We start from the raw sequence: 22,759 nt of genomic DNA on the forward strand, positions 1-22,759 counted from the left end.
GCTATCAGACCCCACAAATGCGAACGAGCCGATCGAAGAGGCAATCCTGGCACTCCCCCTCAGTTGGCAGCTACCATAATGCCAAGACCACGAGGAGCAAGCACCCCGTTCAATCGCCGCTCGTAGGCGGTAAACGAGCATGCGTACATCGCCCAAATTCGCCTACGCAATTGGCACGCCTGACCTTGCTGAGTGACCTACGCCGCCTTTCTCCCTGCCGCCCGGAAAGGGTGATCCATGGTGAATGCGTCCGGCCGAATGTTTCGCTCGACTTGCGCCCAGGTGACAGGGCGCGCGATGGGGAAGCCGGGCCGCGCCCGAGGCGAGTACGCGCCGACCGCCGTGTTGCCGCGGCCATTGCGCAGATAGTCAAGGAAGATACGACCTCGTCGGGCTCTTGGATCTGCCGACAGCAGGTAGCGATCGGGATCAGTGTCGACGAGGCACTGGGCAAGCGACTTGGCCAGCTGCCGGGCGCCATCGTGAGTGATCTTCACTGCCAGCGGCGCCATCAGATGGATGCCCTTGCCGCCCGTGACCTTCGGCCGGCTTTCCAGACCTGCCGCAGACATGATGTCGCGCAGCGCCAGCGCGGTTTCGGTTACTTCCGCCCATTCCACGCCCTCGCCCGGGTCGAGGTCGAGGACGAGCCGGTCAGCATGTTCGATGTCGTCGACCGTGGCGTTCCAGGGATGCAGCTCAACTGCATCCATTTCGACAAGCCCGAGCAAGCCGGCCAAATCGTCGACCCACACCCGGGTGCCCTCCCCGCCTTCCCGCTTCTTGATGCGCAGCTGATGCACCGCGGCCGGGATCTCGGGCAGCATCCCCTTATGATAGAAGGTTGTGCCGAAGGTATGGCGGACGATCTTCAGCGGCCGCCGGCCAAGATGCACCAGCGCCTGATCGGCAACATGCTGCCAGTAGCGAATAAGCTCATCTTTGGAAGGCGAGACCGCGTCGGGCAGGAGTTGCAGGATGTTTTCGCGCGGGACGCGGTGGTCCTTGCCTGACGCCCGTCGCTGCGAGGGCGCAGACGGTTTTGCCGGGATCGCCACCAGGTCCTCGCGCAGGCCCTTGAAAACGGCCTCGCGCAAGACGCCGCGATCGGTCACGCCGCTGAACTGCACCTCGGCCAGGACTTCCGGCCTTACCCACGTGGCTTTCGGCTTATCGACGTCAACCGACAATGGCGATTTGTCGATGACCAGCGGATCAAGCCGCTCGCGAACGCGCCGCGCCACCTCAAGCGTGTAACCGCTCTGAGCCTTCCCTGCATACAGCAGCCGATCATCCTCCCGCCTGCCGATGTAGAGCGATGCGATCCGGCGCGGCTCAGCGCCGAGCTTCTCGACGAAAGCCACGATCGGAAAGGTGTCGCTCTTGATGCATTTGACCTTTACCCAGCTCGTCTGCACGCCGGAGCGGTAGGGTGCGTCCGCCCGCTTCGAGACAATCCCCTCCAGGCCCATCCGGCAGGCATGGTCGAACATCTCCCTTCCGCTTACCTCCAGATGTTCGGCATAGGTCAACGTCGGCGCCTTGTCCTTCAGCAGCTTCTCCAGCGCTGCCTTCCGTTCGACCAGCGGCCGGTGCCGCAGATCGCGGCCGTTGAGGTACAGCAAATCGAAGGCATACAAGATCAGCCTCGCGGAGTTTGGCCTGCCCAACTCGCGCTCCAGCGCCTGGTAGTCAGGCAAGCCAGTGTCACCGAGAACGACAGCCTCGCCATCAATAATCGCAGATTTCACCGGCAAGCCTGCCGCCGCCTGGACGATCCTCCTGTAGCGATGCGACCAGTCATAGCCGCGGCGCGTGAAGGCTCTTGCCATTCCGTCTTCCACGATGAGCTGGGTCCGGTAGCCGTCGTATTTGATCTCGTGCAGCCAGTCGCCGTCTTCGGGGGCCTTCGCGACAAGCGTTGGCGATTGGAACTCGATGAAGGAAAGCCGGTCTTTGCCGCTGCTCATGCACGCGCGCCTCGAGGACCATGACTCAAGCCCTGGGGCTGCTGCCGGTTCCAGGAATTTTAGCGAAATTGTATATATGCAGAGCGCGGCGCTTTTTTCCATGTTGCTGCCACGGGCAATCGGTTTGGTTGCCCGATTGTCGCCTGTGCCGAGAGGTACCAGCTTTCAGGTGATTCATAACGCACAAAATAGCATACGCTCAGCGCAGCTTCTGGCTGTCGGTTCAGGATCAACCCTCTTTTCCCTGGTACCCTTCCCTGTCACTGCGACCGAAGATGCGGCGCGAAGCGGCCTCGCGTGATTGGGCCCCATTCGAGTTTCGGCGCTCCCAGCAACACGTCCCGCTGACGGTAGGTTCTCGTCTTGATCGGATTCCCGCCGCGTCAAACGACTGCGGACGGTCCAATCTTGCTTCGACGAACGCGTCGATTCGTCGAATATCCAAGGCGTATCCTGGTGTGAATTCCGGGCGTGTTGGTGAAAAGGCACGAAAGTATGGGACCGTTATTCCGATTCCCAAGAGCAATATCAGGCGATGATTCCAAGCCTAAACTGAGGAGGGGAATCACGGGCAGACTTCTCACCGTTTCGGCCTCTCGGCGCATAGAATTGTGTCTTGTCGTGGATGACCGGGAAGAAGAGGTCAGCGTTCGAGACTTCAGGCTCCGCCCATATACGAGACTTCAGGCTCCGCCCATATAAATGTCCATGATCTGACGGTCGTCGCGCACGTCTTGCGGGCTGCCCTCGAAGCGTTTCGAGCCGGCGGCCAAGATGTAGAGCTTGTCTGCGATCGGCATGGCTTCGCGGATGTTCTGCTCGACCATCAATATGCCGATGCCTTGTTTCGTCAGCGTCGTGATGCGCTCCAGCGTCTCGATCACCATGGCCGGCGACAGGCCGGCGGAAGGCTCATCGAGCAAGATAAAGCGTGGCTCCGAAACCAGCGCGCGGGCCAGCGACAGCATCGCCTGCTCGCCGCCCGACAACGCGCCGGCCGCCGTTTTGCGCCGCCTGGCCAGCGACGGATACTGGTCGATCAATGTCTCAATGCGCCTTTCCACCAGCCGCTTGTCGGCGATAGCGTAACCACCCATGCGCAGGTTCTCCATCACCGTCAGGCGCGGGAACACGCCACCGCCCTGCGGCATCAGCACCAGCCCCTGCCGTACCACCTCGTGCACTGGCAGATTGGACAGCACGGTTTCGCCAAGGCGGGCGGCACCATTCCACACCGGTAGCGCCCCGGCGATCGCCTTTAGCAAGGTGGATTTGCCGCAGCCGTTCGGCCCGAAGATGCAAGTGATCTTCCCGACCTCGGCCGTCAGCGAGATGCCATGGACGATCTCCTGCTTGCCGTAGCCGGTGACGATGTTCTCGGAGGCCAGCGTGCTCATTGCGGGCGCCCCAGGTAGGTCTGCATGACTTCAGAATTGCGCACGATGTCCTCGAAGGCGCCGCTTGTTACCACCCGTCCCGAATCCATGACGATGATTCGGTCACAGACGTTGCGCACCATCTCCATGTCATGTTCGATGACGAGGAAGGACACGCCCTGTTCGCGTAGCCGGGCAATCGCTTCCAGGATAATCTTGCGGATGTTGGGGTGGACTCCTGCCGTTACCTCGTCGAGCAGGATCAGCGATGCCTGCCGCATGACTGCGCGACCAAATTCCAGCAGCTTCTGCTGACCGCCGGACAGGTCCGAGGCGCGGTTGTCGGCGACATGCTCGAGCCTGAGGAGGGAAAGCGTCTCGGCCGCGCGCTCGTGGGCGCCCTGCCAGTGACCTTCCGCCGCCGCCGCAAGAAGGTTCTCGGTCACCGTCATATTGTCGAACAGGGCCGGGATCTGGAAGGTACGGGCGAGGCCGAGCCGGGCGATTCTGTGCGCGCTCATTCCGGCGACTGCACGGCCGTCGAAGCGGATCTCGCCCTTGTCCGGCATCACGGCTCCGGAGACGAGGCTGAACAGCGTCGATTTTCCGCAGCCGTTGGGGCCGATGAGTCCGGCGATCTCGCGCCGCCCGACTGCCAGTTCGACGCCGTTGGCGGCCTTGATGCCGCCGAAATGCTTGAAGAGCCCGCGCACGCTCAGGATCGGATCGGCTTCCGACTGTATCCCGCCGCTCATGAGTGCCCTCCCTCACCGCTGCCGACCAGCTTGTCCAGGGCCTTATCCAGCGTGTCGTTCTTGCGCCTTGCGAACAGGCCGGCGATGCCGTTGGGCAGAAATAGCACCACCAAGACGATAGCGGTGCCGAGGATGGCGATGTAGAAGGCGGTGTCGCCCCAATACATCCAAATGAGTCGGTTGACGACGAACAACGCGACGCCGCCGATGGCCGGTCCCCACAGCGTGCCCAGGCCGCCCAGCAGCACCATCACCACCATCTGGTCGGTGATGTCGCCGCCGAAAACGGACTTCGGATTGATGAAGGTGACCCAGTAAGCGAAGATGGCGCCGAAGACGGACGCCGTGACAGCGCTGAGCACGAAAGTCTGCAGCTTGACCAGGGCCGTATTGATGCCCATCGCCTCTGCCGCTGGCTCGTGGTCGCGTAGCGCCTTCACCTTCAGCCCGAAGCGGGAACGCTCGAAGAGCGCCCAGGTGAGGAAGTACGTCAGCGCGGCGGTACCGAACATGGCGAAATAGAAGAAGCGTTCGTTGAGATACGGCGGCAGTCCGATACCACCGATGCCGCCGGTGAAGTCCATCGCCGAAGCGAACTGGATCAGCACCTCGGCAAAGGCCCAGGTGGCGATGGCGAAGTAGGCGCCGCGCAGCCTCAGCGTCGGTGCGCCGATGATGAGCGCGAACACTGCGGTCACCACCATGCCGGCGGGAATCGTGGCCGGGAAAGGCAAGCCGAACGGATCGCCCATCAGGAACGCGGTCACATAGGCGCCGAGGCCGAAAAAGGCTGACTGGCCGAAATTGATGTAGCCGGCATATCCGCCCAGCATGTTCCACGAGCAAGCGAGCCCCGCCCACATCAGCGCGCCTGTGGCGATGCGCAGCCAGTAATTGTTCACCGTCCAGGGCAGGACGCCTAGCATGACGATGATGACGGCGAGGAGAACGAGGCCTAGCCATCGCGGCTTGGTCGGTAGCAGCGCCATATCAGAGCCCCCGCCGCAGGATCCCACGCGGGGATACCAAAAGCACTAAAAACAGCGTGGTGAAGATCGCCAGCAGCGAATAGCTGGCACCGACATAGGTCGAGACGAAAGCTTCGATGACCCCTAGCAGAAGCGCCGCCACCAGCGCTCCCTCGACAGAACCCAGACCGGCAAGCACGGCTACGAAGAAGGCAAACAGTGTGTAGCGCAGGCCGACCTCCGGATTGACCGAATAGATCGCCGCCATCAGGACACCGGCCATTGCGGTGATGCCGGCATAGAGGCCATAGACATTGGCGCTCAGCCGTCCGATGTTGACCCCCATCAGCGCGGCATTGTGCCGGTTCTCGGCAGTCGCGCGGATCGCCAGTCCGTAGCGGGTGCGATAGAGAAACAGGAAGAGCCCGCCGGCGATCGCCGCGGCGAACACTGCTGCCACAACCCGGATCAATGGAACCGTGACCGGGCCGATCGCCAGGCTTTCGCCGCTCAGCGTGGTTGTGACGTTGCGGGTGTTGAAGCCCCACACGGTCAGCATGCCGCCGCGCAGTAGCGTGAACAAGCCGAAGCTGAGCGCCAGCGCCATCAACTCCGGCCGCGCCGTGCGGCTGTTACGAACATTATAAAGCACCGGGCCGATCAGATAGCCGAGAGCGCCGAAAAGGACGAAAGCCAGCGGGATCGCGAGGAAGCCATCGAGCCCGAGCCAGGCGGTGATATAGTAGCCGAGGTAGCCGCCCAATACGACCCAGCCGCCGACCGCGAAGTCGATGACGTGCAACACCCCGAAGGCGAGCTGGAAGGCGATGGTAAAGGTGGCGATGACGCCGCCGATCAGGAGGCCATTCAGCAAGGTCTGGAGAAAAAGATCCAAAGCGGCATCCGTTTTTCGTCAGGGAACGGGAAGGTGGATATTCTGGCAAGCCCGGATGGGCAAAGCGAACGGTCCATCGTTTTAAAGCTATGCGCAACCGGTGCCGCGCCCATCGGCAGATGCGGGCGGCGAAACCGTCCGCATCTGCCCGGCACGCCTATTTCCAGGCCGGCAGTGGGTAGATGTAGTCGGCTGCCGCAGCCTCCTTCGGCCCGACCGCGACGGTCTTGCCGCCCTGGATCTGGACCAGGACCGGCACGGGCTGGATGTTGTCGTGGTAATGCGGGCCGTCCTTCTCGAACTTGATCGGCCCGTAGAAGGTCTGGATATCGGTTTCGGCGATGGCATCCTTCAACGCCACCCGGTCCTCCGGCGTCAGCGCCGGCTTCTTGCCCAAGCGCTTCAGCGCATCGCCCAGCACCAGACCGCTAGCCGCGCAGGCGGCGGCCGTATAGTCCGGCTCGCCTCCCAGTTTCTTCTGCGCCATCTGGGAGAAATCTTTGGCCGTGCCGAATACGTCGTCCTTGTAGGACACGGTAGGCAGCCATACCACCACGCCCGTCGTGCCGTCGGCATCGGGGCCGAGCGCCTGGGCGAAGGCGGGATTGGTAATCCCGTAGTGCATGATCAGCGCCTTCGGCCGGTAGTTCAGCGACTTCGAGGTCTTGACCACATTGATCAGTACCTCCTCATGGCCACCGACCGCGATGATGTCGGGATTGAGCGCGGCGATCTTCGAGATGACCGGCGTGAGGTCCCCTTCCGGCGGCACCAGCTCGTAGGTGACTAGGTCGAGGCCGGCGTCCTTGGCGCCGTCGCGAAAACCTTCGCCCGTCTCCTTCGAGAACGGCTCGTTGACGCTGATCACAGCCACGGTCTTCGCGGCCGGTTTGGACAGCTTCGCCAGCACGCCGAGCGACAGGCCCGAAGTTGTATCGACCGCCGGGATAATGCCGAAATTGAACTCAGGCTTCGCCTTCCAGACATTGGGCGATTCGGCCGAACCAGAGATCATCGGCACCTGGTACTTCTGGCAGATCGGCTGTACGGCAATGGTCGAGCCGCTGGTGTAGGGACCGAACAGCACGTCGACCCCGTTTTGCACGATCAGCCGCTCGGCGGCGTCTGCACCGGTCGCCGGGCTGCTCTGGTCGTCGCCGTAGAACATCTCGACCTTGAAGCGGTCACCAGCTACCTCTACGCCGCCCTTGGCGTTGATCGCATCCGCCCAAAGGTCATAGCCCTGTTTGGTCAGGTTGCCGCCAAGAATGTTCTCGCCCGAGAGCGAGGTGATCACGCCCGCCTTGAAGGTCGCGGCTTGGGCGCGCGCCGTTCGCACGAACGGCATGCCCAGCGCACCGGCGCTGATGGCCATGGCGCTGCCGCCAAGGAACCGACGGCGCGAAAAAGAACGGTCGATTGGAGCCATTTTGCAAATCCTCCCTTGCTTTTCATGGCGGTGAAGCCGTTTCCGGTTACTTTCCCACCGATACTCCGATTGGAAACCGGTGGAATTCGTTTACTTCGTCATGGGCAGCCCGTTCGCTCAGTGTCGAAGCCGGTTCAAATCAACACGACTCTCCTCACCGGCCAATCGCGTGAGCAGCTTGAATCACACTCCCTTCGTGCGGACGACATCGATTTGACGTACACGGACTCCAGCCCGATAGGCCGGTCGTGCAAGACCTACCTCGATCGCCGGTTCGCCAAATCCATATATAGCTCCCGACTTGGCAGTTCCCATGTCTGAGCCGTCGCCTGGACAATTTTCTCCCCTTTGCAGTTTTTTTGTCATGCGACGGAATTTTTGGGCCATTTTGCTCGGGAATTTTGTCTCGATCCCGATTGCCGGGTCTGGTCATTGTCGTCACCAGTTGGTCGCGATGTATTTGGGTTGGAGATATTCAAGCAGGCCGTGATGCCCTCCTTCCCGGCCGAGCCCGCTTTGCTTCATCCCTCCGAACGGCGCTGCCGGGTCCGAGACAACGCCACGATTGATGCCGACCATCCCACTTTCGATGCGTTCGGCGACGCTCAGGGCGCGCCTGAGGTCACCACTGTAGACGTAGGATATGAGGCCATACTCGGTGTCGTTCGCTAGCCGTACAGCCTCGTCTTCCGTATCGAAGGGCGAGACCGCTGCGACCGGCCCAAAGATCTCTTCCTTCGCGATATCCGAATGGGGTGCTACGTCGGCTAGGACTGTCGGCGGATAGAAGAAGCCCTCGCCGGACACTGGTGCACCGCCCGTTTCGATACGCGCCCCACGGGCAACGGCATCCTTCAATAAGCGATCGACTTTCTCCACCGCGGTCGCTGTAATAAGCGGCCCGAGCTGGGTCGTCGCTTGAAGACCCGGCCCCACCGAAAGCGACGACATTTCCTCGGTAAGCCGGCGGACAAAAGCGTCGTAGATGCCGCGCTGGACATAGAAGCGATTCGCCGCAGTGCAGGCTTCTCCGCCGTTGCGCATCTTGGCGACCATGGCGCCAGCGACGGCATCCTCAAGATCCGCATCATCGAACACGATGAAAGGAGCGTTGCCACCGAGTTCCATCGAACAACTGATGACCCGGTTGGCGGCCTCGCGCAGCAGGATGCGACCAACGGCGGTCGACCCCGTGAATGACAGTTTGCGCACCCGACTGTCGTGCAGCATCGCGCTCACCACAGGCCCTGCGACCGTGGTCGTCACGATGTTAACGACACCTTCGGGCAGACCAGCTTCCATGAGGATCGCGCCGATCGCCAACGCGGTCAGCGGGGTCTCGGCCGCCGGCTTCAGTACGCACGTGCAACCCGCCGCGAGCGCCGGGGCGATCTTGCGGGTCGCCATGGCAGCGGGGAAATTCCAGGGCGTGACGAGAACGGCAATGCCAATCGGCTGGTATTGAACCAGGATTCGATTTGCACCGCCCGGTGCATGGCCTATGTCGCCGAGAGTACGCACCCCTTCCTCAGCGTACCAACGGAAAAACTCTGCGGCATAGATTACCTCGCCGCGAGCGTCCGGGAGCGCCTTGCCGTTCTCCAGAGATATCAGTTGCGCGAGCCATTCGGCATGATCGAGCATGAGCTGATGGCAGCGCATCAGGATGTCCGATCGCCGGCGTGAGGGTGTTTGCCTCCACATCGTCGCAGAGGCCTCCGCAGCATCGATCGCCCGGATTCCGTCGGTGACTGCACCGTCTGCGACAGATGCAATCGTGCGCCCATTGGAAGGATCCGCGACATCAAACCGATTGCCGCCGGTTGCACTTATCCATTTGCCGCCCACCAGCAGCTCTACAGGAGCTCCAGCAATGATAGCCCCAGCATCCGCGCGAAAAGGTTCGATATCCCTTGCTGGCTGAGTCACACTCGTCCTCTTGCGGCTTTAGAAAACCCGTGCAACCAATCTGTGAATTGCTGGGACCAATATGAAATTGGTATTGAAACCGGTGTCAAGATAGATCAAATTGGTTGCGGAAAAAATTTGCCGATTCGTTCTGGAGTGGGCCCCTATGACGGTCGTTCTGAGGGATTTCATCGAGGCGGAAGGATTGCAGCCAGGCGACCGGCTGCCACCTGAGCGCGACCTAGCGGTCAAGCTCGGTTTGCCGCGCACGGCCCTGCGGCGCATGCTGGCCGAGATGGAGCAAGAGGGGCGCCTGCTTCGTCATGTGGGGCGTGGCACTTTCGTCGCCGAGCGCGGCGCTACCGCAAGCGCTCCGTACCGCGCACAGAATGCCTCCCGGAAGGAACTGTGGACTTATCCCGCTGAGGTCTTCGAAGCACGATTAATCATCGAGCCGAAGGTGGCCGCGCTCGCGGCGTTGCGAGCGACGCCCTACGAAACCGAAGAGATGCAGAAGGTCATCCAGCATAGCAGTACGGCCGCGACTCTTGTGGAGTTCGAGCGCTGGGACGCCGCGTTCCATCAATTGGTAGTGGCGGCGGCCCGCAACGGATTGCTGGCCTCGCTCTACGAAGGTATTCACGCGCTTCGGGCGGGGCGGCTTTGGGGACGCATGAAAGAGCAGTCTCTGACGAAAGAGCGTATGCAGGAGTATACGGCTCATCATCGCGCGATCTTGCAGGCGATCATTGACCGGGATGGTGGGCAGGCCGAACAAAGAATGCATAACCATATCTTGACCGCGAGAGCCAACATTCTCGGATCAGAGACAATGTCCTAAGAAGGTATCGCCAACAATACTATCAGACTGCCGTACACCTCCGAGCGGGATGGCGGCCTTCGAACTCTGCTCGCTTGTCGCTCTATTCAAGGCGAGGCACCTGAGCTGTTTAACAGGACGGACGGGGTGCGCGCGGATTGCCCCCGAAAGCGCTGGTAAAATGAGTGTCAGGCGGATGAGATCGAAGGTCCCGGCGATTGCACCGCGGGCCTACGCGTAAGGAAGAGCAAGGTCATGACCTCTTTGCTTCGGGCTGCCGGCGGCGCATGGCGCGCTTGTCCCGCCATTCGTAAAGGGAATAGACAAGCGGGATGAACCACGGCTTGCCGCGGTAAAATGGTACGGCCTTCGGCGCGGGGTCGAAATCGAAGGCGGATTGCGCCTTTTCGGCTTCGCTGAGGATCTTGAAGGCGGCCTTCTTGCCCAGCCAGCGGGCCCAGACCACTCCGGAACCGCAGAACCCCGTGGCGTAAACCGTATTGCCCGAGGTGAAAATCCGCGGCACCATGTCGCGATGCATAGCGACCTGGCCAAACCAACTATGCGTCAGGCCAACGCCCTCCAGCTCGGGGAAAATGCGGCCAAGTTCGCTGCGCAAATGGTTGGTCGGCGCCAGAGCGTCACCCGCTGTGGTACCGTCCCTGCCGCCGAAGAGGATGCGCGATCCGTCCGCCGAAGGGCGATAGTAATAGCTGAGCTGGCGCATGTCGCCATACATCATGCGCTTCGGCATCAACCGGTCCATCGCGCCTTCTGCCAATGGCTCGGTAGCGATGATGCGGCTGCGCACCGGCACAATACGGCGGCGCAGCCAAGGATCGAAGCCGTCCGTATAGGCATCCGTGCAGATCAGCACCTTCCTGGCGAAAACGTCACCGCGCGACGTTCTCACACGGAGCCCGCCGGCCTCGGCGATCGTTCCCGTAACGGCTGTGTTCTCATGGATCATCGCCCCGGTTGCCGTTGCCACCCGTAGAATACCAGCAAGCAGCTTGGCCGGATGCAGGCCACCGGTATCCATCCGCACGAATCCGCCCGTGTAGAAATCCGTCCCGATAAAGGTCGGTACGTCCAACCGGGCGACCGGATGAGCCTCGATGCCCAAGAAGCGCCGCAGTAGATCGGCGGAGCGGCTGAGTTCGTCGCATTCATGCGCGTTGATCGCGCCGACGAAGAGGCCGGAGAGATGGAAGTCACAGTCCACCTTCTCCTCCTTCAGAAAGGCCCATAGGTCTTCCCGCGCGGCCTTTCCCTCCATCAGGATCTCGGTGGCGCGAGCCTCGCCGAATCTTGTGATCAACTCCTTGCGCCCGGGTCGAATGCTTCCGCTCGCCATGCCGCCGTTACGACTGGAAGCCGCCTGCCCCAACGACTGGCGGTCGAAAAGCTGGACACTGCGACCGGCACGAGCAAGCTCGATGGCCGCCGAAAGGCCTGCATAGCCTCCCCCGACGATCGCCACGTCGCATTTGGAGCCGACAGGGCGGACTGGAAGGGGGGAGAAGGTGCAATCGTCCCACCAATAGGGCGTGGATTTGAAGGGGCCAGCGGAATCGGCGGTCATGGGAACATACCAGCTTTTGGTCGGATAAGCGCGAGCAAGCACAACCGGTCAATCACGTGAGACCCAGAGCTTGCGCGTGGTTTCGATGGCGCGCCATACGCCGGTGAAGCCCGGATGCATGACGAAGGCGTCGCCAGCCGCGATGCGGCGCGGCTCGCAGCCATCCTCAATGAGTTCGGAGACACCTGAAAGGATGTAGCAGAACTCGAAAGTCTCGCCCTTAATCGAACGATAGGCGCCGGGCGTGACCTCCCAGACCCCTGCCTTCACCGCGCCGTCTGCGGTCTGAGCGATGTCCCAGCTCAGAAAACGTGGATCGCCCTCCACAAGGCGGTCCGGCAGAGGCTGCCCTTCGCGTGGGCGCGGAAGAACATTCTGGTCGATGAACGTCAACTTGGACATGGGGACGGAACCTTTCTGCGCGTTAAACGCCGTTCGAACCAAAGTTGCCGTTCCAGAAGCTTCAAGGCGGTCAGTCCGACGACATTGAGGGTGAGATAGAAGACGGAAGTGATGATGAAGATGTCCATAATGGCGAAGGTTTCGCTCATCAGGCGTTTGGCCCAACCGGTGATTTCGAGCACAGCGATGGTTGAGGCGAGGCTCGATTCCTTGACGATGATGGCAACCTCACTGCTGTAGGATGGCAGCGCTTGTCGCAAGGCCAACGGGAACTTGATCCGGCGCAAGACAATCCACGGCGACATGCCGCAGGCTTGCGCCGCCTCGATTAGCCCGCGCGGCAGCGACAGGAAGGCGGTGCGAAAGATTTCGGCTGTGTAGGCGCCGGTGTTCAACAAGACCGCGAGAATGGCTGCGTGCAAGCCGTCGCCGATAAGCCACCAAATCACCGGGTTGGCGCGAAGGAACCCGACCTGCCCCAATCCGTAGTAGATCACGAATATCTGCACCAGCATGGGCGTGCCGCGAAAGACAGCGCAATAGGCGTCGGCCGCCTTGCAAACCAAGCGATTGCGAGAAGTGCGGGCGAGCGCCACCAGGATGCCGAAGGGCAGTCCTAAGCCCACGCCGAACACCGAGATCAGGAGCGTGGTCTTTGCCCCGGTGAGAAGGAACGGGATCGCATAGGCGACAATGGTGAAATCCATTCTAACCTCCGCTGAAGCCGCGGTTGATATGGCGCTCAGCCGAGCCGAACAGGGTCTGGCTGACCGCTGTCATGGCGAAGAACAGAGAAGCCGCGATGCAGTAGAAGAGAAGTGGCGAGCGCGTGGTGCCGGCCGCGATCGCCGCCATGCGCATCAGTTCCTGCATGCCGACGATGGAAACGAGCGAAGTATCCTTGATCGTCATCTGCCAGACATTGTTGACCCCGCCGAGAGCAAGTCTCAACGCGAGTGGCAACGTGATTCTGAAAAAGGCGACCCGTGTCGGTAGCGCCAGAGATTTCGCGGCTTCAAGAAGGCCTTTGGGAACGGCTTCCAAAGCGCCGCGCATCACCTCGACTGAATAGGCGCAGGAAATCGTCGCGATGGCGAGGATGCCGATGATGGAAGGATAGGCACTTTCAGCCATGTCCCGGTAGCCGAAGGCGACGGCGACCTTCTGCACCCAGTCGACGGAGCCGAAGAACAGGAGATAGATCACAAGAAGGCCCGGCACGCCTCGGACGACGATGCTGTAAACGTCGATCACCTGGGACAGCACCGGGACTCGCTGCCAGCGGGCGATGGCAAACGGGACGGCTGCGATCAACCCGATCACCATGCCGACCAGACCGATGCAGATCGTGACGAAGGCGCCGCGCAGCAAAGCGAGCCCCCAGCCCTGCTCCACAATCAGCGACCAGAAAGTTTCAAACATGGACGACACCGTCAGGCCGTCGCGGACTGCGACGGCCGGTTGTTGCGAGAGGATCACTTCTTGCAGGGAATGGTGTAGTCGTCCTTGAACCACTTGAGGGAAGACTCCTTGATCTTACCTCCGTTGATCATGTTGCAGAGCGCGACATCTATCTTGGCCTTGAGTTCGGCATTGCCCTTGCGCATGCCGACGCCCATGCCGTGGCCGAGGGTTTCAGGATCGTTCATCGCCATAATCTTCACGTCGATCTTCGTGAAATTGGCACCGTCCGGCGTAGCGAGGAAATCCATCCAAGTAGGGGAGTCGCCGAAAGCAGCATCCAGGCGGCCAGCCGCAAGGTCAGAGGTCTGCTGCGTGGTGGCATCGTAAGTCTTGAGATCGGCGCTGGTCGCCCGCTTGCCGATGAATTTGGCATAGGTCGTGCCTGTCACGACGCCGACGCTCTTTCCGGCGAGCGCCGTTTCGATCTCCTCGAGGCTCTTGAGCCCAGCAAGCGATGAGTCTTTGGGGACCACGAAATAAAGCGGCGTGGTGGCGTACGGGATGGAGTAGTCGATCTTCTTCTGGCGCTCGGCAGTGATGCCAAGGCCGGAAATGATCACGTCGAAGCGGTCGCTATCGATGGAAGGAACCAGCGAACTGAAAGCCTGCACCACGAATTTGCACTTCATTTTGAGTTCGGCGCAGATACCATTGGCGACGTCGGCGTCGAAGCCAGTGACGTTCCCGTTTGCGTCGGCCATGCTGAACAGCGGCGCGTCCCCTTCCGTGCCGACGCGTAGGACGCCTTCCTCGGCGCGCGCGGCACCGGCTGCGGCGGCGAGCATGAAGCCCGATACGAAAATCGAACGAAACGTTTGAACTGAAAGCATGAGTGTTACCCCTTTTTCTTTGTTCTAGTGAAGATAACCGCGTTCACGCGGCGGCTGGCATGACACTGGAGAGAAACCGTTTCACCGCCTCCGAGGCGGGGTTGCGAAACAACTCTTCCGGCGCATCGTCCTGCTCAAGGATACCTTTGCGCAGGAATATCATTCGGTTCGACACATCGCGCGCAAACCGCATTTCATGGGTGACGAGAAGGATGGTCGCACCTCCCTCGGCAAGCGTGCGGATCACCTTCAGCACCTCGCCTACGAGTTCCGGATCGAGCGCCGATGTGGGCTCGTCAAAAAGCATGATCTTTGGTCGCATCGCCAGCACCCGCGCGATCGCCACGCGCTGCTGTTGACCGCCCGAAAGCTGACTGGGATAGCGATCGCGGAACTCGGCCATTCCCACCTTGGAAAGCGCCGAATGCGCCATATCCTCGGCCTCCCGCCTTCCTTTCCCGAGCACGTAGACGAGCGCCTCCGTCACGTTGCCAATCACAGTGCGGTGCGGCCAGAGATTGAAGTTCTGGAACACCATGCCAGTCCGCTGGCGAAAGAGTCGGATCTTCGCGCCGTTGGTGATCTCGCTCTTGCCCCGTCGATTGGAGGTGATGGAGATCGCGTCGCCCGTCACCACGATCCTCCCTGAGGTCGGCGTCTCCAGAAAATTTATGCAGCGCAACAACGTGCTCTTCCCCGAGCCGGACGCGCCGACAAGGGAAACGACCTCCCCCTGCGCCATCTGGAAAGTGACGTCGTTGAGGATCCTGACTGCGCCGAAAGCCTTGCTGAGTTCATGGACCTCTAGAACCGGGGCCATGTCATGGCGCCTTCGGTCCCATTCAGCTTGCATCTTCTCAACACCGGGCCGGGCCCAGCTGTCCGACGTTTGCGCGAGTTCGTTAATTGCTGCTTGGCGAATGTGACCATCGCTCCCGCTGCCGTCGGTGACGGCGCCGGTTCGATATTCCTTGCTGTCAGTTACACTCATCAGCTCGCTGCCTCCAGCACTACGCGCAACCAATCTCTGGTTTTCTAGAACCAATTTGAAATTGGTATCGCAACCGGTGTCAAGACAGATCAAATTGGTTGCGGAAAAATCTGCTTACTCCTGCGTTCGGAGGTGGGTGTATGACGGTTGTTTTGAGCCAGGCGACCGGCTTCCTCCTGAGCGCGATCTGGCGGTCGAACTCGGTTTGCCCCAGCACCGGCCGGCGGCGCATGCTCGCCGACACGGAGCAAGAGAGGCGCCTGCTTCGTCATGCGGGGCCTGGCACTGTCGTCGCCGAGTGCGGCGCAACCTCAGGCCCTCCGTATCTGAAGGAAATGTGAACCTATCCTGCTCAGGTCTTCGAAGGGCGATTGATAATCGAGCCGAAGGTGGCCGCGCTGCGAAAGTCCGCTTTGTGATGCACAAGCGGATTTCAACGGACGACATTAGGGGTGCCTCGCAGACGATCTTGCGGCACCTCAAGACCGTCATATCCCGCACAATGGCGACCCTTCAGTGGAACCGAAGGCCGCACCATTCAGCCAGGCGCCACAATCAAGCAGACGGACGCCGTAACCAGGAGAGCTGCGGACATCGTCAGCGAGCTTCCCGACGTCAGGCATGTCTATTCATCGGTCAGTTCGGCATCCTCGAATGAGAGCCCCCAGACCACCACCACGACCGATGTCGCAGCCGCCACGCTTGTCGTCGTGCTGACGCCCATCGAAGAGCGTAACTACAAGCAGTCAAAAATCGAGAACACCCTCCGGCAGGCCCTGTCATCTCTTCCGGGCGTCCGGGTTGCAGTCGACAGCGGCCGCAATGGAACGAAACTCGATATTACGCTGGCCAGCGATGATCCCGACACGCTCGCGGGAGCAGGCGCCGCAATGGAAGAGCAACTGCGCACCCTTAGCGGCATCGGAGCGGTGACCTCGACAGCTTCGAGACAGGCTCCGGAGCTTCAGATCACCCCTGACTTATGTCGAACCGGCAAGTTGCAGTTCGGTGGTCAAACTCTAAGAAATCATTCGCTCAAACTCCAGAGCAAACACAGGCTCTTTCTGTTGGGGGGATCGGTAGTAGCGGACCTCCGCTACCACAGATCCCCCCAGTTTTGCCTGTGGGTTCGACCAGAACGGCGCTCCGGGTCGACCTCCCCTATGATCTACTGCGTGAGAACGTATTGCGGTTCGAATGCGAAGGCCTGGGATGCGACGGGTGCCGTTACAGGCTCGCGTGCTCCTGCCCGATTACAGATCCCCCGATCCCTCCCGACTTCTGTCGCAAGCGCCGCTGGTGGCGCGGAGACAGAAAGTTCCAAAAGGCCGCGGCCGAAACGAACTTCCCCTTTTTGATTCGGCCACAACGGCACGGCCATGTTCCGCGCAGGTCATTCGGCCGTTGAATGCAAACCAAGGGCCGTGGATGGCTCGGGATTGAATCTCCGGCCCGACGCCAGTGGTCGCGCCGCAACGATACTAATCAAGACCAAAAGGAAGGCTGGAGAAGGCAGACTGGCACACCGGCATCCCCGGTTATCCCAAACAGGACCCTTTATCAAACTTTTTCACTATCCGTACCCCGCCGAAGCACCATTATCCGGCTATCAAGAATATAATTGAAGTTTAATTACTATTTTATCGAGGTTATTTTAGGTCAATCTTATAAACATAATTCTTAAGAATTGTTATCTAGTTGACATATCCATCCTGATGATCGTAGATTTCAGGCATTCGGTCTCTTTCCGCTCTGCAAACACGTCTTCGACTTGGCTAAGTAGACTTGGCGCGCCGCAACGGTTGGTGCCAATGGCTGGTATTTATAAAAATTCTATGTGACGGGCAAATGGCGACTCAAGTAGATCTGCTCGTATGGAATATTCAGAATTTTGGCCAGCTTAAGAGCGGCTTGAAAGACTCTAAGTGCAACCTAACACAGGCTATTGCGCAGGTAATTAGCGCTTCCGAGCCGGATATATTCTGCCTTGTTGAATTGAATACTACCAGCGAATCCAGGGCCTACAAAATCTGTGACGCGTTGATGGAAGCCTTGGCCGCCGAGAAATCTGCATTCGACATCTGCCTGCTCTCGCCAAATACCGGGAAGGAATTCTACGCTTTCTTCGTCAGGGACACGACATTCGTCGTGCCGCTGGAGATGTCTGGCCCCGCCGTTGGCGGCTCGGTGTCGATGGAGATCGGCGGCCCGGGCGGCGTGGCAATTACTGCAGCCGAATTCTCTCCGGCGCCGACACCAATGAACGGCATCGTCCTGAATGCCTTCCCCCTTATCTACCCGGACAAGCCAGCGGCCAGCCCAACGACCTGGCCTGGAACCCGCGGCAGCGCGCTGGGCATGTTCTACGTGCCTGGGGCCGACCCGGGCAATGAATTGCTGCCGATCATGTTGGTGCACCTGGCAGCGAAGAGATCTGCAGCCCTCAAGCAATTGGAGACCATTGAAGATTTCAGCCTGTTCTACTCCTTGAGGCCACATGGCGCCGGCGGTCTCTCCATGATGGTGCAACTGCCCGGGCAGCCAGCGCCCGTCGCGACCCAGATCTATCAGGCGGTGATTGCCGGCGATTTCAATCTCGACGCCAAGAAGAACGCTGGCGATTATGACTGGGTCACCACCGCGGGGGCATCTGGTGGCCTAGGCGCACAGTTGCTCTTTGATGAGCCCACCCATTTGATGACTTTCCCGAGGTTTGCGCGATCCACTCGCAGGGATAGACGTGATCTAGCGATAAACGCCTATGACAATGTCATCTTGCAGACCAGTCCGGCAGCGCCTGCCCCAGCTCAAGGGCAGAACCAGCAGGTCGACAACATACTGAACAGGGTTAGGAAAAGACAATTTCAGTACGGCAATGCCGTTGATTACTACGATAAACTCGACAGGCGTGGATTTGCGTCGTTCTGGGATAAGAAACGAAAGAGGGTATTTACTTCAAAAGAGTATCGGGTTTTCACGAAGAACTTCGCTGTTCAATTGGGCCGCGGCGATCAAAGCACTTTTGTGACTCCTGAAGCAGGTTTGGTCGGCGCCAGGTTGATCAGCGACCACGAGCCGATCTTCGTCGAGCTACACCTCTAGCGGAGAATCGCGGTGGGCATCACATTCGATCAGCTGGTCGGATTGCTAACCCCGGATGCGGCACAAACGATCGCCGTGGCAGGATCGGCATTGGGGACGGCCCCCGTCACCTCCCTGTTCCAATCCTGCTTGACCGGCGGAACCCTGACGCTATCCGACGCGGTCATGACGTCCGACGCGACGGCGCAGACAGTGACGGTCAGCGGCACCGTTGCGACGGGAACATTCCTCAACGCCGCCACGGCGACGGTCACGGACGGTGTCTTCGCCCTCGACGAGGATGGAAGCGTCTCAGTCACGCTCCCGATCGCGGTCACCGATGCGGCCTGGGGCTTGCCGTCGGCATTTCCCACGCTGGACGGGCTGATATTCGACAGCATCGCCTGGGCCGGGCCGATCTTCACCCTCACGGTGCCGGCCGATCCCACGCTGCCGGCGGATTTCCGGCCGACGCTCGGCTTGGGCGACGACCTGCCCGCTGTTGCCGGCGCCATCGTGCCCGGACTCATCCTCTCCAGCGGCGTCGCGATGCCGGGATCGGGAGTGCTCGGGACAATCGCCACTCTCCTCGGCCTGTCTTCCGGCAGTTTTTGTGGCCCACTCGATCTGCTGTTGCTGCCCTACGGCTCGGCCGATACGCCGGCCCCCTTCCCCCAGGGGGAGCTGACCACCACCACCGACGCCCAACCGATTACGGTTTCGGGGTATGACCTGACCTTTTCGCTGTCGTTCGCCAGTGTGTTCGTGGAAGTTGGCGACGAGAAATCGCCGCTCTCCGAAATCGGTGTGTACTGTCTCGGGGCTGTGGTGCTGGGCGCCCAGTTCACGCCTTCGGGAACCGGCATCCAGGCATTTCAGATCACCACGGCCGTCATCAGCGGCAACAGCACCAGCCTGGTATTTCGGGCTACCGGCCTGCCGACCCAGACATGCAACGCGGACGATCTCTCCGGGATACTCGCCGGCACCTCGGTCACTTCGACGCTGTCGCCCGGTTCCGGTTTCGACGTCACCGACGGCCTGACCATCGAAGACGTCGTGCTGATCCTGGATATCAGCCAGCCGATCCCCGCCTTTTCCTCGATCTCGGTGACGGTCTCGCTGGGAAGCGGGCAGAGCTGGACGGCCTTCGGCATGCTGACCTTCGAAAGCATTGAGATCGAGGTCGGCGTCACCGACATGGGCGACGGTTTCACGCCCGACGGCGAGGCAAGCTGCACCGCCTATCTCACCGATAACCCCGATATCGCCCTCTCGGCCTTCGTCACCTTTCCCGATCTCAGATTCGGCGTCGCGCTGGAGATAACCGAGACGACGCAGTCGCTGGACCTGACATCGACGGTCACCGGCCTGATCGGCGACCACTCGACCAGCACGGAGGACGGCGGGAGCGGCCTCACCAGCTTCACCGCCCTCGCGTTCGAGATGACGGGCAACGTCACGCGGAACCAGTATGCCTTTGCCGCGGATATCAAGGAGAGTTGGACGCTGGTTGGTTCGCTCGTGCTCGAGCAGATCTCGCTGAGCCTGGCGTATGATGGCTCGTCCGGCACGGTCACGGGCGGCATCGCGGCCGTCCTGTCGCTACCGAAGATGGAGGTGCTGGTCTCTGCCAACTACGATCCTTCCGGCTGGACTTTCGCCGGCTCCGGCTTGTCCAATCCCGACCAACCGCTGACCCTCAGCGACCTGCTCGACTACGTTCTTGGCCTCTTCGACCTCCCCCCGCTGACGGGCCTGCCGGAGGTGGATATCGATGAGGTCAGCGTCGAATACAGATTTCCGGCCGGGGCGCTGTCGGTCACAGCCACCGTCTCTTTCCCGTCCGCCACGGTCAACCTGGCGGCGCTGCCGCTGGTCGGAGACCTGGTCGGGCCGGACTTCCAGCTCTCGCTGCAATCCGTAACCTTCACCGCGGACACCGCCCCGCAAACCGGCACCACTCCGGCGACGAGCAACTGCTCGCTGTCGCTGGTCGTCGGGCTGGGCACCAGCGAAACCCAGATCATCACCATCCCGCTTTCCGGCACGCAGCAGCAGCCCGCCGGGACGGCCTTGCTGGTCGGCGAAGCGACCGGCGGGACGGCGCCGCCCAACGGGACCTGGATCGATGTCGAGCGGTCTTTCGGCTCCGTGCTGGTCCAGAAGATCGGTTTCGGTCTGGGCAGCCAGGGCTTGTCGGTGCAGATGGATGCCAGCCTGACGCTGTCCGGGCTCGACATCGCAGTCCAGGGCCTCGGTGTCGCCATCCCGCTGGCGACGCCGATCGAGCCGACCTTCGTAATCGACGGGCTGGCAGTCTCCTATGCCTCGCCGGCGGTGACGATCAGCGGCAGCTTGCTCAAGACCGACACCGACGACGTCGACACCTTCGCCGGCAGCCTGATCGTCAAGGCCGAAAGCCTCTCGCTCTCGGCCTTCGGTTCCTATACGGCGTCCAGCCCGCCCTCGATGTTCGCCTATCTGGTGCTCAATGAGCCGCTCGGCGGCCCGCCGATCTTCTTCGTCACCGGGCTGGCGGCCGGGTTCGGCGTCAATACCCGGCTGGTGCCGCCACCCATCACCGGCGTTGCCACCTTCCCGCTGGTCGCGGGCGCGGCCAGCACCAGCGAGTTCGGACCGCAGCCGTCGCTCGCCACCGTCGCGCAGAAAATGTCCACGGCGATCGTCGCGTCGACCGGCGAATATTGGATCGCCGCCGGCGTCGCCTTCACCTCCTACGAGCTGGTGCAATCCTTCGCGCTGGTCACGGTCGAATTCGGAACCGAGTTCCAGGTGGCGCTCCTCGGCGAATCGACGCTGGCGGTGCCGCAGGACAGCAAACCCTATGTGTTCGCCCAGATGGTGCTGGAAGCCCTCTACACTCCGTCGCAGGGGGTGTTCTCGGTGGCCGCGCAGCTCAACTCCGCCTCCTATGTGCTCGATCCGAACTGCCATCTGACCGGAGGCTTCGCCTTCTATATCTGGTTCGATCCCAGCCCCTATGCCGGCGACTTCGTGATCACGCTGGGCGGCTACAACCCGAGCTTCAAGAAGCCCGACCACTATCCGACGGTGCCCAGGCTCGGCATCAACTGGCAGGTGACGACCGCGCTCTCGATCCAGGGTGGCGAATACATGGCGCTGACGCCGGCCATGATCATGGTCGGCGGCTATCTCAACGCGGTGTGGCACTCCGACTCGATCAAGGCGTGGTTCAGCCTTTACGCCGATTTCCTGATCCAATGGGCGCCGCTCGCCTATCAGATCGATGCCGGCGTCGACTTCGGGGTCCAGGCGACGATCAATCTCGACATTACCACCGTCACCATCAACATTTCCGTCGGGGCCGACCTCATGATTGTCGGCCCGCCCTTCTCGGGCTATGCCGACATCCATCTGAGCGTCCTGTCCTTCCGCATCACCTTCGGCGAGACGCCGCCGCCACCATCCTTGGACTGGTCGCAGTTCAAGACCCAGTTCCTGCCGTCTGCGTCCGCCCAGCAGAGCCCGATTGCGGCCGATGCCGCCGATACCGCGCCGGTGGTCACGCTCGCCATCCAGTCTGGACTGCTGATCGACCTGACCAATGCGACCGACGGCAACGGCAATGCCTTCCCCGTCGACTACGTCGTCGATCCCCACCTCCTGAGGTTTGGCCTCAAGACGATGATCCCGATCGACACGCTGACCTACAATGGAACGGCGGTGACCGGTGATTGGAACACCGACATCGCCATCGGCCCGCTCGGCCTCACCTCCTTCGACAATGCGCTCGATGTCGTAGTCGAATACGAGGAGGCCGACTATACGGCGGCTAGCCTGGACACCAGCGGCACGGGCGGGGCGGCCGCGGCGCTGTGGGGTCCAGCGAGCAACGGCCAGACTCTGAACGGAGACGCGCTGGTCGCCGACAGCCTGCAGGCGGTCGGGATCGTCCCCAGCCTGGTTCCGCCGGGCACGGTCCAGGCGATCGAGATCGCCACCCTGCTCGATACGGTCGAGGCCACTTACGGCCTTGACTGGAGCGCAGACAACGCCCCGACGAGCGACCCGTTCAAGGGCGAGGACTCTCTGACTGCGCTTGCCGACACCATCGCCGATCCCGGCGTCGTGGCAGCCAGGATGGCCATCGTTTCCGGCTTGCTGTTTGCCGACGTGGAGATCGCCAGCCCGATCGACGTCTCGCCGCTGACCGCGTCCGCCACACTGGGCTATATCACGCCGATCGCGCTCAGCCTGCTCGGCGCGGCCGCGCCGGCGGCCCAGCCCGCCGTTTGATCCT

At 61.3% G+C, this 22,759-nt stretch carries 16 protein-coding genes and 1 pseudogene; 4 read left to right on the forward strand and 13 right to left on the reverse strand.

The features are described from left to right. Positions 1-197: 197 nt before the first annotated feature. From ligD to ABID26_RS27620, 7 genes are all read right to left on the reverse strand, one after another. Positions 198-1,970 (reverse strand): DNA ligase D, encoded by a 1,773-nt coding sequence (gene ligD / locus ABID26_RS27590; protein WP_354417172.1) that lies wholly within the window; start codon positions 1,968-1,970, stop codon positions 198-200. Between the two features lie 683 nt (positions 1,971-2,653). After that, a complete protein-coding gene (locus ABID26_RS27595; protein ID WP_126098561.1) occupies positions 2,654-3,367 on the reverse strand; it encodes an ABC transporter ATP-binding protein in 714 nt (237 codons plus the stop codon). Continuing rightward, positions 3,364-4,101 (reverse strand): ABC transporter ATP-binding protein, encoded by a 738-nt coding sequence (locus ABID26_RS27600; RefSeq protein WP_126098560.1) that lies wholly within the window; start codon positions 4,099-4,101, stop codon positions 3,364-3,366. The genes ABID26_RS27595 and ABID26_RS27600 overlap by 4 nt, the downstream gene beginning before the upstream one ends. Next, positions 4,098-5,090: a branched-chain amino acid ABC transporter permease gene (locus ABID26_RS27605; RefSeq protein ID WP_354417134.1), complete on the reverse strand. Its 993-nt coding sequence runs from the start codon at positions 5,088-5,090 to the stop codon at positions 4,098-4,100. Before ABID26_RS27605 ends, ABID26_RS27600 begins: the two co-directional genes overlap by 4 nt. Position 5,091: 1 nt before the next feature. Next, positions 5,092-5,964: a branched-chain amino acid ABC transporter permease gene (locus tag ABID26_RS27610; RefSeq protein WP_126098558.1), complete on the reverse strand. Its 873-nt coding sequence runs from the start codon at positions 5,962-5,964 to the stop codon at positions 5,092-5,094. Between the two features lie 157 nt (positions 5,965-6,121). Next, positions 6,122-7,393 (reverse strand): ABC transporter substrate-binding protein, encoded by a 1,272-nt coding sequence (locus ABID26_RS27615; RefSeq protein WP_126098557.1) that lies wholly within the window; start codon positions 7,391-7,393, stop codon positions 6,122-6,124. Between the two features lie 438 nt (positions 7,394-7,831). Then, positions 7,832-9,301 carry an NAD-dependent succinate-semialdehyde dehydrogenase gene (locus ABID26_RS27620; protein WP_189521545.1) on the reverse strand — a complete coding sequence of 490 codons (1,470 nt, stop codon included), beginning with the start codon at positions 9,299-9,301 and terminating at the stop codon, positions 7,832-7,834. Positions 9,302-9,467: 166 nt separating this feature from the next. Here ABID26_RS27620 and ABID26_RS27625 point away from each other — a divergent pair, with 166 nt between their 5' ends. Next, positions 9,468-10,142, forward strand: a complete 675-nt coding sequence (locus ABID26_RS27625; protein WP_126098555.1) for a FadR/GntR family transcriptional regulator — start codon at positions 9,468-9,470, stop codon at positions 10,140-10,142. A gap of 232 nt (positions 10,143-10,374) precedes the next feature. On the opposite strand, the gene ABID26_RS27630 is transcribed toward ABID26_RS27625, so the two are convergent. From ABID26_RS27630 to ABID26_RS27655, 6 genes are all read right to left on the reverse strand, one after another. After that, entirely contained in the window at positions 10,375-11,604 is a 1,230-nt protein-coding gene (locus ABID26_RS27630; RefSeq protein WP_245460246.1) for an NAD(P)/FAD-dependent oxidoreductase, read from the reverse strand. 150 nt (positions 11,605-11,754) lie between these two features. Continuing rightward, positions 11,755-12,108, reverse strand: coding sequence for a cupin domain-containing protein (locus tag ABID26_RS27635; protein ID WP_126098553.1), 354 nt, complete (start codon positions 12,106-12,108; stop codon positions 11,755-11,757). After that, positions 12,096-12,815, reverse strand: coding sequence for an ABC transporter permease (locus ABID26_RS27640; protein ID WP_126098552.1), 720 nt, complete (start codon positions 12,813-12,815; stop codon positions 12,096-12,098). Before ABID26_RS27640 ends, ABID26_RS27635 begins: the two co-directional genes overlap by 13 nt. 1 nt (position 12,816) lies before the next feature. Beyond that, positions 12,817-13,530, reverse strand: coding sequence for an ABC transporter permease (locus tag ABID26_RS27645; RefSeq protein ID WP_354417174.1), 714 nt, complete (start codon positions 13,528-13,530; stop codon positions 12,817-12,819). Between the two features lie 53 nt (positions 13,531-13,583). Then, positions 13,584-14,357, reverse strand: coding sequence for a transporter substrate-binding domain-containing protein (locus tag ABID26_RS27650; protein WP_292300306.1), 774 nt, complete (start codon positions 14,355-14,357; stop codon positions 13,584-13,586). A gap of 88 nt (positions 14,358-14,445) precedes the next feature. After that, positions 14,446-15,222 carry an amino acid ABC transporter ATP-binding protein gene (locus ABID26_RS27655; protein WP_126102591.1) on the reverse strand — a complete coding sequence of 259 codons (777 nt, stop codon included), beginning with the start codon at positions 15,220-15,222 and terminating at the stop codon, positions 14,446-14,448. Between the two features lie 704 nt (positions 15,223-15,926). Between ABID26_RS27655 and ABID26_RS27660 the strand changes: the two are divergent. From ABID26_RS27660 to ABID26_RS27670, 3 genes and pseudogenes are all read left to right on the forward strand, one after another. Continuing rightward, positions 15,927-16,394, forward strand: a pseudogene (locus ABID26_RS27660) (efflux RND transporter permease subunit); the annotation flags it as partial. A 784-nt stretch (positions 16,395-17,178) separates the two neighbouring features. After that, positions 17,179-18,495: an exonuclease/endonuclease/phosphatase family protein gene (locus ABID26_RS27665; protein ID WP_126098549.1), complete on the forward strand. Its 1,317-nt coding sequence runs from the start codon at positions 17,179-17,181 to the stop codon at positions 18,493-18,495. 12 nt (positions 18,496-18,507) lie between these two features. Beyond that, positions 18,508-22,755 carry a DUF6603 domain-containing protein gene (locus ABID26_RS27670; protein ID WP_354417137.1) on the forward strand — a complete coding sequence of 1,416 codons (4,248 nt, stop codon included), beginning with the start codon at positions 18,508-18,510 and terminating at the stop codon, positions 22,753-22,755. The last annotated feature ends 4 nt before the right edge of the window (positions 22,756-22,759 follow it).

Origin of the sequence: Mesorhizobium shonense, from assembly GCF_040545255.1 — a bacterium.
GTDB lineage: Bacteria > Pseudomonadota > Alphaproteobacteria > Rhizobiales > Rhizobiaceae > Mesorhizobium > Mesorhizobium shonense.